Source organism: Nostoc sp. 'Peltigera membranacea cyanobiont' 213 (assembly GCF_002245975.1).
Classification (GTDB): Bacteria; Cyanobacteriota; Cyanobacteriia; order Cyanobacteriales; family Nostocaceae; genus Nostoc.
In genome coordinates this window covers 1-12,101 of the sequence record NZ_NOLI01000039.1, presented here as the reverse complement: position 1 = coordinate 12,101, position 12,101 = coordinate 1, and the positions used below count along the sequence as shown (strand labels likewise).

General features: G+C 43.6%; 11 protein-coding genes. 2 read left to right on the top strand and 9 right to left on the bottom strand.

Annotated elements, in window-relative coordinates:
- Positions 1-186: 186 nt before the first annotated feature.
- Both CDG77_RS13235 and CDG77_RS13230 read right to left on the bottom strand, forming a co-directional pair.
- On the bottom strand, positions 187-1,008 hold the full coding sequence (locus tag CDG77_RS13235) for a class I SAM-dependent methyltransferase (protein WP_094329827.1): 822 nt from the start codon (positions 1,006-1,008) through the stop codon (positions 187-189).
- 83 nt (positions 1,009-1,091) lie between these two features.
- Positions 1,092-2,273, bottom strand: coding sequence for an acyl-CoA dehydrogenase family protein (locus CDG77_RS13230; protein WP_190233970.1), 1,182 nt, complete (start codon positions 2,271-2,273; stop codon positions 1,092-1,094).
- Between the two features lie 29 nt (positions 2,274-2,302).
- On the opposite strand from CDG77_RS13230, the gene CDG77_RS13225 reads away from it, so the two are divergent.
- A complete protein-coding gene (locus CDG77_RS13225) occupies positions 2,303-2,566 on the top strand; it encodes a hypothetical protein (protein WP_143857019.1) in 264 nt (87 codons plus the stop codon).
- Positions 2,567-2,700: 134 nt separating this feature from the next.
- Here CDG77_RS13225 and CDG77_RS13220 read toward each other — a convergent pair whose 3' ends face one another.
- Together CDG77_RS13220 and CDG77_RS13215 are read right to left on the bottom strand one after the other, a co-directional pair.
- Positions 2,701-4,179: an amidohydrolase family protein gene (locus CDG77_RS13220; protein WP_094329824.1), complete on the bottom strand. Its 1,479-nt coding sequence runs from the start codon at positions 4,177-4,179 to the stop codon at positions 2,701-2,703.
- Positions 4,180-4,280: 101 nt separating this feature from the next.
- Positions 4,281-5,762 (bottom strand): amidohydrolase family protein, encoded by a 1,482-nt coding sequence (locus CDG77_RS13215; protein ID WP_094329823.1) that lies wholly within the window; start codon positions 5,760-5,762, stop codon positions 4,281-4,283.
- A 137-nt stretch (positions 5,763-5,899) separates the two neighbouring features.
- Here CDG77_RS13215 and CDG77_RS36465 point away from each other — a divergent pair, with 137 nt between their 5' ends.
- A complete protein-coding gene (locus CDG77_RS36465) occupies positions 5,900-6,325 on the top strand; it encodes a hypothetical protein (protein WP_190233969.1) in 426 nt (141 codons plus the stop codon).
- Here the strand turns inward: CDG77_RS36465 and CDG77_RS13205 are convergent.
- From CDG77_RS13205 to CDG77_RS13185, 5 genes are all read right to left on the bottom strand, one after another.
- Entirely contained in the window at positions 6,322-7,377 is a 1,056-nt protein-coding gene (locus CDG77_RS13205) for an ABC transporter substrate-binding protein (protein ID WP_094329822.1), read from the bottom strand. The two genes, CDG77_RS36465 and CDG77_RS13205, sit on opposite strands and share 4 nt — an antisense overlap.
- Before the next feature lie 90 nt (positions 7,378-7,467).
- Positions 7,468-7,797, bottom strand: a complete 330-nt coding sequence (locus CDG77_RS13200; protein ID WP_094329821.1) for a 4Fe-4S dicluster domain-containing protein — start codon at positions 7,795-7,797, stop codon at positions 7,468-7,470.
- The gene (locus CDG77_RS13195) at positions 7,794-9,410 is read right to left on the bottom strand and encodes an FAD-dependent oxidoreductase (protein WP_094329820.1); all 1,617 of its coding nucleotides are present in this window, start codon (positions 9,408-9,410) and stop codon (positions 7,794-7,796) included. Before CDG77_RS13195 ends, CDG77_RS13200 begins: the two co-directional genes overlap by 4 nt.
- A 766-nt stretch (positions 9,411-10,176) precedes the next feature.
- Entirely contained in the window at positions 10,177-11,187 is a 1,011-nt protein-coding gene (locus CDG77_RS13190; RefSeq protein ID WP_094329819.1) for a glycosyltransferase family 2 protein, read from the bottom strand.
- Between the two features lie 107 nt (positions 11,188-11,294).
- Positions 11,295-12,005, bottom strand: a complete 711-nt coding sequence (locus CDG77_RS13185) for a TVP38/TMEM64 family protein (RefSeq protein ID WP_223269801.1) — start codon at positions 12,003-12,005, stop codon at positions 11,295-11,297.
- Positions 12,006-12,101: the final 96 nt, after the last annotated feature.

Genomic DNA, 12,101 nt, shown 5'->3' with positions numbered 1-12,101 from the left:
ATTTTACTTATGAAATTAGAGAAGAGAGTGGGTATTACCCACCCCGCAACGACTTAAGAAACTGAAACTTTAATATTGAGGAGGCAAAAATTTAGGAAATGGAGTGAGAAAGGCCCACTCCAATATCGTGCTAGTGGAAGATTAAAATTTGTAAGTGGAACTCTGTCTGGGTAGCGTTCAATTTTGTTAGTGCTTCCAAGCGACTAGAATTGTAGCTTTGAGTTCTTCTGTGAAATGTCCAGACGGTTCAGCTGCTAGTAACGCTTCCCTAATATCCTTTTCAAATGCTGGGGCGTTATTGCCATAGAAAATTTTGAGGGAGAAGGCTGTTGTGTATAAGTAGCCAAGATAACTATCGACAGTCCAAGATTTTTCAAATGGCACTTCATAGTTTTCTTGACGAGCAAAAGCCGAATTGCCAATTACAACTTCATGAGGAGGATCGAGTGGCTTACGAGTGCCTTGTCCTCGTTGTCCAGTTCGGCGTTCTTCACCTAACCATTTCTTTACTACTCCTACAGCAGCTTGTTTCCAAGGTAGATTGCTTTCCCAAGGGTTATCACCAGTCTGAAGCAGTGCGATCGCACCATCATCAGTCAACAATTCATAAAGGCGTTCCAGCACTAATTCGCGTTCCATCCAGTGGAAGGCTCTACCAATTGTGGTTAACTTAAATTTTCCTAAACTAGAGTCGATTAACTCGGCTCCTTGTTCTAACCAAGTAATATTATTTGCTCCAACTGCTGCTGCTTGCCGTTTAGCTTCTGCAATCATGCCGGGATCGGGATCGATCGCCACAACTTCTTCAAATTTGGTTCGTAGACCAATTGAAATTAATCCTGGACCAGTGCCTAAATCAAGGAGTCGTCCTTGACCATTGAGATGAAATATTTCGGCTAGTTTGTCGAATACAATCGGTGGGTATTTGGTTCTATATTGAGCGTAGCCCTCTGCGGCTCCCTCAAATAAACTTGGGTCGTAGGTAGGAAGTGTTTTTAGTTGAGTCATATCAATTTTGGATTTTAGATTTTGTAGAGACGCGATTCATCGCGTCTTTGGGGATAAAGGTAGAGAGAGAAATAACCAATGCACTAAGAATATTGCGTGATGACGGGTAGTTGATCGTTGAGTACCCAATCGCCGATCGCTTTCAATTTGTAGTCCACAGGATCGTGCAGGGTAAAGGTTCGCAAATCTCGCCAATAACGATCAAACCCGTATTTGGTTGCTGTGGCACGGCTTCCCGTAACTTCAAAGATGCGGTTGGTAATATCTATACCTACACGAGTAGCTAATGTTTTGGCTGCGGAAACTGCGATCGCAACTTCTCCCCTCTCTTGATGAGTAAGTGCTGCATCCTTTTCCCAGGCTGCTTGCACCTTTTCGGCTGCTCGATCAGCTAGTGCGATCGCAGCTTGAATTTCAATCCAAAAGTCACCGTAATGATGCAGAATATATGGGTCTTTAGTCGCACTATCTACACCTGATGTAATCCACGGTTTAGTAGTAGTTTTAGTATATTCACGAGCAGCAATAAAGGCTCCTTTACTAATCCCCAAATAAACGTTGGTTTTTGTTAGCTGGGCAATAATACCAAGAAAAGTTGAGAAAGCACTATCTGGGGGATTGGGTGGCCCCAAAATCTCATCTTTTTCTACTAAAACATTGTTAAATGTATAACTACTGCTATCAGTGCGGCGTTGCCCAATGTTGTCCCAATCTTGATTGGAAACTAACCCTTCCCTCTCTTTGGGAATTATGAATATAAAGGGCAATTCTACACCATCTTCCAAAGCGGAGAATACCCGATAATCTGCAACAGAAATACCTGTGCCAAAGCTTTTAATACCATTAACACGAAAATTCTCACCTTCTGGATTAATTTTCAGCCTTGTATCCTTTGTATTAATGGCATTTGCCCAAAATAAGTTATTCTTAGCAGTTTCTCTATAATATTTTTCCTTTTGGGCTGGCGTGCCGGAAACGTGACCCAAAGCTGTCAAATTGAGATGATTACCATACAATTGACCAATTGAACCATCAGCTTTTGATAGCTTTCTGACAATTTTTAAGGCATCAATCCAAGTTGCACCAATTCCACCATATTGCTTAGGTACAATCAGTGGTAATAAGCCACTTTCACGCAGTTTATTAATTTCCTCTTCTGGAACTCCAGCTTTGGCATCGCGTTCGACTGCGGATTGAGCAAGTTCTTTGGATAGAGAAGTTGCTAGGTCAATGTAGTCTTTTGGTTTTGTAATATTTAGTACCATAATTAAATCATTTTTGTGTAGGTTAATTTTTGCAAGTCGATGCAATAAAGGTACAAACCGATGCATCAAAGGTGCAAGTCAATGCAATAAAGGTGCAAGTCGATGCAATAAAGGTACAAACCGATGCATCAAAGGTGCAAGTCGATGCATCAAAGGTGCAAGTCGATGCATCAAAGGTGCAAGTCGATGCAATAAAGGTGCAAACTAATGCAATAAAGATACAAACCGATGCATCAAAGGTGAAAGTTGATGCAATAAAGGTGCAGATTGTTGGTATTAGACACAGAATTTAGGAGAAATGTAGAGTGAGTCTTGCCCACCCTACAAATGAACAGAGGAAATGGAACATGGAACGTTGTAAAGACTGGGCATTGGGCACTGGGCATGGGGCATAATCATTCTTTCTCTATTCCCCATTCCCTATTCCCTATTTCCCAGATAAATATTCGTTTGCGGCTTTCTCAACACCTGTACCTTTGAAGAAGTCTTGATTGAGACTGGTGTACAACTCCAAGGGGTGGATTGAGAGGAAGTAACGGAGGTCTTCTTCGGTAATGATTTCGCGTTCTGCCATTGAGTAGGCGTTGGCAGTAACGGCGGTGATATCAGGTACGTCCCAGTGACCGGAATCTGAACCTAAGAAGGCTTTAACTCTGTCGCCAAAGGGATTAGCTGCCCGATTAAATGCTTGGGATACACGGGTATCGTCTGATTCTGTACCGAAGTAGAAATGATTCAAGAAGCGATCGCGCACATCTTCTGGTTTCTCAATTCCTGCTAGTTCAAATTCGTCGAGTTCGCCTGGATTTTCTGGAGCTAATAGTTGATGGTGGAATCCTAAACCGTCACCAATTTTATCTAAGCGTCCATCTACGAGTTCGCCACCGTAGCGAGTATATAACTCTACTAATGCTTCCTTGTCGATAATAGCAGGATTGTTATTTGACAACAAATGTTGTTTGTTGCGGGTTTCCCAATGCCAAATAATATCAGCGTATAGACTAGCACCCCAAGCTGAACCACCTTCTAAAAAGGCAAACTTTAATTGTGGGAAGCGGCGGGTAACTCCACCAAAGAACAGCGATTTGCATAATGCTTCGGCTGCAAAGGCAAAGTGATTAATGTGATTGTGCTGGGCGTTGGTGACAGAACGCTGTGTTGTCCAACCTTGGCTAGAAGCATGAGTTGTGGGTACAACTTTCAGTTCTACGCACTTAGCCCAGAATGGATCGTAATCATACTCGCTATCTAAGCCAAAGTTATCAATCCAAACCACTTCGTTAGCGACTTCTTTGCCGTATTTCTCAAAGGCAGGAATTGGCCGACGAACGTAACCGGGGATTTGAATTGCTTTGAGTCCGAGAACATTCACTGCATATTCCAACTCTTCAATCCCTTCTTCGGGAGTGTGTAGCGGGATAGCGGCAATGGGTGTTAAGCGATCGCTATAAGGACGGAAAATATCAGCATGGTAGGTGTTAACAGCCCGACAAACAGCCCGTCGCATTTCTTCGTTGCCGATATTTGGGGCCATTGTTGCCAAGTTGGGGTAGACAACGGCAAAATCTGTACCTGCTTCTTGCAAGCGTTCGTGCAGCAACTTGGGCAAGCTAATGGTAGCCAAATTCAAAGTATTTTTTGTCGGACGACCCCACCAGTTAGGGCGATTGGTGCGATAAGCAAAACGTTCTTCCCAACTTTGCTTGTACCACTTAAAGCGGGAAGCTCCTGGTAAATTTTCTTTGAAACGTTCGACAATTTCAGTTCCACCAACTTGCTCTAAATAATCTAAGACTGCTGGTTCAAATTCTTGGGTATGTACATCAGTATCAATGATTGGATAACCAAGTTTTTCCCGAATTTGAGCAGACCTGGTTTTTTGTGGGCGGTCTAGAGCGATCGTCATGATAGTTTACCCTAAATTATTCAAAAGATTGGTATTTGGGTATGTAGTAAGCGCTTCAGCGCTTTCTTCAGCACTAAAGTGCTTACTACGAACAATGATTTTTAAACCTTGCTAGCCAGAAATTCATCTGCGGTTTTTTCAACAGCCGTACCTTTGAAAAAGTCACGATTGAGGCTGGTGTACAACTCTAGGGGATGAATTGACAGGAAATATTGCAAATCTTCTTCGGTGATAATCTTGCGTTCTACCATTGAATAGGTATTAGCTGCGATCGCAGTAATATCAGGTACGTCCCAATGACCAGAATCGGAACCCAAGAAAGCTTTAACACGATCGCCATAAGGATTAGCTTTCCGGTTAAAAGCTTGAGCTACACGGGTATCATCTGATTCTGTACCGAAGTAGAAATGATTCAAGAAGCGATCGCGGATATCCTCTGGCTTCGTTACTCCTGCAACGGCGAATTCATCCAAATCACCTGGTTCTAGGGGAGATAATAACTCAGCGTGGAAACCTAAACCGCTACCTAGTTGATCCAAACGACCATGTACTAATTCACCACCATAGCGGGTATATAGTTCTAGCAATTCTTCGCGATCGATGTTGGCAGGATTGTTATTTTCCACCAAATGGTCTTTATTGCGCGTATCCCAATGCCAAATCAAATCGGTGTACAAACTAGCACCCCAAGCTGCACCTCCTTCTAAAAAGGCAAACTTGAGTGTAGGGAAGCGGTGAGTTACACCACCAAAGAATAAAGATTTACATAATGCTTCCGCAGCCGATGCAAAGTGACCAATATGGTTGTATTGGTAATTGCTAATGGAACGCCGATTTATCCAACCCATACCGGAGGAGTGGGTGGTGGGTACAACTTTCAGTTCTACGCACTTCGCCCAGAAGGGATCGTAATCATACTTACTATCCAAGCCAAAGGTATCAATCCAGATGGCTTCGTTGGCTACTTCTTCGCCATATTTCTCAAAGGCGGGAATGGGGCGGCGGATATGTCCAGGGATTTGAATTGCTTTGAGTCCCAGCACTTTCACCGCATATTCTAATTCTGCGATCGCCTCTTCGGGCGTATGCATGGGAATAGCAGCAATGGGTGTTAAGCGATCGCTATAAGGGCGAAAAATATCAGCGTGATAAGTATTCGCCGCACGACAAACAGCCCGCCGCATTTCTTCATTGCCGATGTGTGGTGCCATCGTTGCCAAGTTAGGATACACAACGGCAAAGTCTGTACCAGCTTCTTGCAAGCGTTCGTGCAGCAACTTTGGCAAACTAACGGTAGCTAAATTTAGGGGATCGTTAGTGGGACGAGTCCAGAAAGGAGGGCGGGCGGTGCGGTTAGCGCGGCGTTCTTCCCAAGATTGCTTAAACCATTTAGAGCGAGATGCACCGGGTAAGTGTTCTTGAAAACGCTGTGCGATCGCAGTTCCAGCAACTTGCTCTAAATAGTCCAAGAATGCTGGGGGAAATTCTTGGGTATGTACATCGGTGTCGATAATCGGATAACCAAGTTTTTCCCGAATTTGAGCAGACTTAGTTTTCTGTGGACGGTCTAGTGCAATAGTCATGGCGATTTTACATGAATTTTCAAATGGATTAGTCAAGAGGGAAGCAGAAAGTTTACAGGACTTACGGCAAATAATGGAAAAACGAACCGCAAAGGCGCAAAGGACACGAAGGAATAAGAGTTTCAGAGAGTTATTGTGTGAGTCCTAAGTTTATAAGCTTGGGAGTTGAGCCTTTGAGCTTGGGAGTTGAGCCTTTGAGCTTGGGAGTTGAGCCTTTGAGCTTGGGAGTTGAGCCTTTGAGCTTGGAAGTTGAGCCTTTGAGCTTGGGAGTTGAGCCTTTGAGCTTGGAAGTTGAGCCTTTGAGCTTGGAAGTTGAGCCTTTGAGCTTGGGAGTTGAGCCTTTGAGCTTGGGAGTTGAGCCTTTGAGCTTGGAAGTTGCACCTTTGAGCTTGGAAGTTGCACCTTTGAGCCTGGAAGTTGCACCTTTGAGCCTGGAAGTTGCACCTTTAAAAGACTTAATTACAAAAATTTGTTTTTCTTGCTCAGAAAAGTTACTAATTCCTACCTCCTCTACTCCCTTTACTTCTTCTATTTCCGCATTTGCAATGGCTGATATAAATTAACGCTGTTGTTTGTTCACAACCCAATCTGTTAATTTAAAGTCTGACTTTGCTAAACCCTGCGAGACTAAAAATTTCTTTGTTCCCTCTAAAAGTTTCACTCCCTCGGCTGGTAATGGTTCTTCTGATACCTGTTTCAGGGGGAAGGATACTTTGATGATATCGAGGGGATATTTAGTAATTTGGGCGTGGTACTGATAATATTCTTCAGAATTAGCTTTTAAATCCTTGGCTGCTTCTGTCAGGATTCCATTAAACTTCTGCGGGAAATCAGGCTGTTTCGCCAGAAAGCTTTCGGTTGCGACAACTAATGATGTCCCTGACAAACCTTTATGATTCGCCGAAGAATCAATTACTGGAAACCCTTGCGATTTCAGAAAAGGGCCTAGATCGCTTGAGGTTGCATAAGCTGCGACATCACCACGTTCTAAAGCTGCTTTTGCCTCAGTAGTCATCAAGTGAACAACTTTTACATCCTTGGCAATTTTAGCTTCAGCTAATAGTCCCAGTAGGTATCGATGCATATAAGAGCCTTTTTGGGTAGCTATTTTTTGACCCTTAAGTTCAGCGAGCGATCGCGGGCCATTCTTTTTCGCTACCAACCAGGCGGTTGTATTGAATTGGCTAATCCTTAACAACCGGGTTTCCTGACCCCTTGCTTTCAAAACTATGGCTGGTGTATCCCCTAAAGAACCAACATCTAATTGTCCAGCGACAAGCGCCTCATTTAGATCCGGCCCGTTAGGAAATCTTGCAAAAGTAATGTTTTTAAATCCCGCTTTTTGCAACTCCCGTTCTAATATTCCCTTTTTCTTTGCCCAACCGAGTGCCCCTGTGGGTTCTGAACTACCTACATAACCTATTCGTAGGGTAGAAATGTTGTTAGATACAACAGCATTATTGACATTAATAGCCTCAAGAGATTGAGCAGATTTAGTTGCGCCTTGGCTACATGCTGTAGTTAATAGCAGTAAGACACAAGCCACTGAAGTTGATAATCTTGATGTCAATTTATTTTTACTGATAGAATCTGTTTCTACTTTGAACGACAGCATGACTATTTTCTCCGCCGTACTATTTCATCTTGTTGCTAATGCCAGTATTTAGTGCTTTATGCCAACAGCATGACTATTTTCTCCGCCGTACTATTTCATCTGCTTGAGAATTTGGAATGTTTCATCGGCTTTTGCTGTTGAAGTACGTTTATGTCCCCAACCGATGTTTTCCCGATAACTACCCAGTAGACCAACTTCTGCCAATTCCGCCTCATTGACTGAAGTCGTCACATCACTTTCTGGTGCTACATAAAGCGCATCAACTGGACAATACAATTCGCACATATAACAGGTTTGGCAGTCACTCTGTCGGGCAATGGTTGGCGGCGCATCAGGTACTTTATCAAACACATTGGTTGGACAAATATTCACACAGATATTACATTTTATGCACCGCGATTCGCTGACCAACTCAATCACACTGCTGCTCCTATTTTAGCTAAAGGCTTTTCTGTACTTAGCGGCTGACTCTTCACCCAAACTCGATCTAATCCGCCACTAATCAGGTGATGTTGCTGGTTAGCATCAAGTTCTGGATAATCTTGATGTTTGTGCATCCCACGAGTTTCTTTCCGTTCAATGGCACTGCTGTACATCCATCGTGCTGTAGCTACCATTGCCGCAGCTTCTCGCGCCCGAACTAGCTCTTTATCTGATTTTACTTGGCTACTACGAAGTTCTTGCCAAAGATGATTTAGCTTACCCAAAGACTCGGTTAAGCCTTGTTCTGTACGGAAATAGTTCTTTTCATAAGGAAATACTTCAGCTTGGACTGCCTGAATAATTTCATCAGTCGCTAAGGTGCGATCGCTCCCACTTTCTAATCCTACCTCACCAACACCCAAAACTAGTCGTTGAGTTTTGTATTCTCCCAAACTACGGCTATATTCAGCAGCCGATTTCCCTGACCAATAGCCAGAAGATATTGCCCAAGCTGCATTATGACTACCACCGCCAGTAAATCCGCCACAAATTAGTTCCCGTGTAGCAGCATCTCCAGCCGCATAGAGTCCCCGTACAGAACTGGCACAACTTTCATCGACAATCCGAATTCCTCCCGTACCGCGCACAGTTCCCTCTAAACGCAGAGTCACAGGAAAACGTTGAGTAAATGGATCGATACCTGCACGATCAAAAGGTAAAAAGAAGTTGGGCTGCGCTAAACGCATAGATGGCCGCATCGATTCAGCCGCTTTGTCTATGATGGCGTAAACTGGCTGTTGCAGTAATGTCTGGGCAATTACTGACCGTCTATGAGAACTTGCCCCTGGAATTACAGTCCCGTCTTCGTAGGTGAAAGTTGCCCAATTATAAAACAGGGTTTTGGTAACTGAAGAAAAGGCGGGAGAGATGCCATAAGCATTAGAAAATTCCATACCCGACATCTCAGCACCAGCTTCTGCCGCCATCAGATAACCATCCCCTGTCAGGACGTTGCATCCTAACGCTTTGCTGAGAAACGCACAGCCACCAGTTGCGATAATTGTGGACTGCGATCGCACTATCCATTTACTACCAGTCTGACGGTTCACACCCGTTGCACCAGCAACAGCACCATCGTTATCTACCAATAGTTCTAAGGCGGGGCTGTTGTCTAAAATCTTGACTCCAGCGCGTTGAATTTGCCGCCGCATCAGCCGCATATATTCTGGCCCTTGCAGCGATCGCCGATAGGGTTTGCCTTCATCGTCGGTAGGAAAGGGATAACCCCACTCTGCTAACTGATTGACATTTGCATAGGTCTGATCCAGTACTCGATCCATCCAACTGCGATCGGATAAAAACCCACCCAACGATTCCCGACTCGCCTTTGCAGTTTCTCGTGCTTCTGGATCGGGTGGCACATACCACACACCATTACCAGATGCCGCAGCACATCCAGTTGTACCACAGTATCCTTTGTCTACCAGGACAACCCTAGCTCCACTTGATGCAGCACTCCAAGCCGCCCAAGTTCCGGCTGGCCCGCCTCCAATCACAAGCACATCTGCTTCTAAGTCGAGTTCAAAATCAGTTGTTAACGTCTTCAGCATTTACAATTTCCCCTCCATCGATAAAGTCTTAAGCATCAAGTCTTCATCCCATCGATGCTGCAAAATATTCATAAATCTGTTTGCCTATCTACTTGAGGACTATCAGTAGCCTCAACTTATGACTTGTTAAGCCAGATTAGCGGCAACTACTTTATCTTGATAGGCAAGCCGTAGTTTTTGATATAACAAAGCTTTTCACAGTTTTCGATAAAAAGCAAGTATTTTACAAACAAATTTAAATGTAAATTTATGTAAAAGAAGTTTGTTGAAGGAGGCAGGAGGCAGGAGGGACAATTAAGAAGGGGATTCAGCACCGTACTTAATTGGGGCCACTGAAATTCGTTTCAGTGGGGGTCTTAAACCCTTACTCCCTGCGGTCGTAGCAGAGGGCAGAAAACAGTATTCCAACCTGTTGCTCCTGCCCTCTGCCTTTCTTGATAAATAAAAAACTTGCTTTTTGCAAATCTTTGTGAATGTATCAGAACTTATACCATTTCTTTATGAGGCTGCGCCAAATTTTCTTGGCTTCTTCTTTCTTTGTGTCCTTTGCTTCCTTTGCGGTTCGTTCCTCATATAGTTAGTTTGGCGCATCTTCATCCGGAATTGGTATTACGCAAAACTACACGCGCTCAGGAGCAATTTCTGAATTGCTCCTACAGAAAATTAAGGCTTTCACTACTTTTTTTTGCATAAGCCCTAGCCAGGATACTTTTTCTTTAATAAAGAATCTAATACAAAATTAGCAAAGTACAGAGGCAGAAATATCTTAAGAATCCCCGTCCTTTTTAGGGGGGAGAGCGTCAACTCGTTTGTCAGAATTATTCGTTGAATTGGAGGATTTGGAATAGAAGCCAGCTACCTCTGCCAAAGTATAAAGGGGCCTAGCTTTAACTTCTTCGTAGATGCGCCCTATATATTCGCCTAAGATGCCAACACTGACTAACTGCACAGATCCGAGAAAGAAAATTGCCATTAAAATAATTGTGAACCCAGTTAAAGGCGAATGGGGGAGAAAAAGCCGCCAATACAAGACTAATAAAGCCATGAAGATGGCCACCGCCGCCGCCACTAAGCCTAAGTAAGTTGATAACCGCAGTGGCACTATTGAAAAGGATACTAGACCATTAATAGCAAGCGCCAAAGATTTGCGGAAAGTGTATTTAACTTCCCCAGCAAAGCGGGGGTTGCGCTCGAACTGAATTGCGGTTTGCTGAAAGCCAACCCAAGAACGCAGACCACGAATATAGCGGGTGCGTTCTGGCATAGAATTGAGAATATCTACGATTTGCCGATCCATTAAACAAAAATCACCAGTATCAGTAGGAATCTCTACATCTGCAAGCTTCTTGAGGATGCGATAAAAGAAGTAGGCTGTAAAACGCTTAAACCATCCTTCCTTGAGGCGTTGAGTGCGTTGAGCGTAGACAACCTGATAGCCCTGTCGCCATTTTTCAATCATGTCTGGGATTAGTTCTGGCGGATCTTGTAAGTCAGCATCAAGGATGATAATAACTTGACCCCGAACAAAATTAAGACCAGCAGTAACTGCAATTTGATGACCAAAGTTACGAGCAAAGCTCAGGTAGCAAATGCGTGGGTCTTTTTGATGGAGTTCTCGTAGTAGTTGTAAGGAGCGATCGCGGCTACCATCATTGATTAAAATCAATTCGACCAGGCCATCCAACCGATTCATAACTGCATTCAGTCTGCGGTATAGTTCAGGAATAATTTCTTCTTCGTTATAAATTGGAACAATCAATGAATACTTTGGTACCATCTAGGAATCTCATTTAATTTTTGAATAGCCAGGCTGAAAGACTGCTTGTCGCGATCGAGGTTTGGTTCTTAGTATACCTAGCAAGGCTCAAGTCCCATTCCGATAATTTATTTATTATTAGGATTTATGTAATCTGAAGAGTCTGATTTTTTAAGGCTTTCTACAGCTTTTTTGGGAAAAGTCCGACGATGGCGATACCAAGTAGACCCTGCTACCAGTATTCCAGTTAAGCCCAAGGCGAGTATTAGCGGCAAAAAATCACCAGTCTTGACTGCCTTTAGACCAGAACTACCTAGTAGTACAAAAGGTAAAACACTAGGAATAGTGCCAAGTGTTGTACCTAGAACATAATCTTTAAAACCGATCGAAGTCAGTCCAGCCACAAAGTTGACCAAGCCATAAGGCATGATTGGTACTAGTCGGATGGCAAACATATAAAAAAGCCCTCCACGGCGTACCTCAGCATCCATAGCTTGCCAGCGTCCTGCGAGTCGTTTTGCAACTGTTTGCCGTCCAATAGTTCTAGTAAAAACGAAAGCAATGATTGCTGCAATCACTGCTGCAACACTAGTCCAGAAAGTACCCAGCCAAGGGCCAAAAATTGCACCTCCAGTCAAATTTAGTACTGTTGAGGGCAGAACTAACATTGTTGCCACAACGTACAATGCAATATAAATAATCGGTGCCCAGATTCCAGAAGATTTTAGCAAAGCCTGAATTTGTGCTGGTTCAATGCCGCCAATCAGATATACTGCTATACCAGTCGCAATTATGCAACTCAGTGTGAGTAGCATAATACCAGTTTTCAAGTTCCACACTAGAACTCTACTCCTACTTTTTTTGTAACCGACCTAGATGATACCCTCGTATATCGGACTGTGGGCGATGACAGCGCTTTACCAGAACTAAATAAA

Bases quoted from the DNA above. Each gene is read 5' to 3' on its own strand.
- CDG77_RS13235 (WP_094329827.1), bottom strand. From the start codon at position 1,008: ATGACTCAACTAAAAACACTTCCTACCTACGACCCAAGTTTATTTGAG.
- CDG77_RS13230 (WP_190233970.1), bottom strand. From the start codon at position 2,273: ATGGTACTAAATATTACAAAACCAAAAGACTACATTGACCTAGCAACT.
- CDG77_RS13220 (WP_094329824.1), bottom strand. From the start codon at position 4,179: ATGACGATCGCTCTAGACCGCCCACAAAAAACCAGGTCTGCTCAAATT.
- CDG77_RS13215 (WP_094329823.1), bottom strand. From the start codon at position 5,762: ATGACTATTGCACTAGACCGTCCACAGAAAACTAAGTCTGCTCAAATT.
- CDG77_RS13205 (WP_094329822.1), bottom strand. From the start codon at position 7,377: ATGCTGTCGTTCAAAGTAGAAACAGATTCTATCAGTAAAAATAAATTG.
- CDG77_RS13195 (WP_094329820.1), bottom strand. From the start codon at position 9,410: ATGCTGAAGACGTTAACAACTGATTTTGAACTCGACTTAGAAGCAGAT.
- CDG77_RS13190 (WP_094329819.1), bottom strand. From the start codon at position 11,187: ATGGTACCAAAGTATTCATTGATTGTTCCAATTTATAACGAAGAAGAA.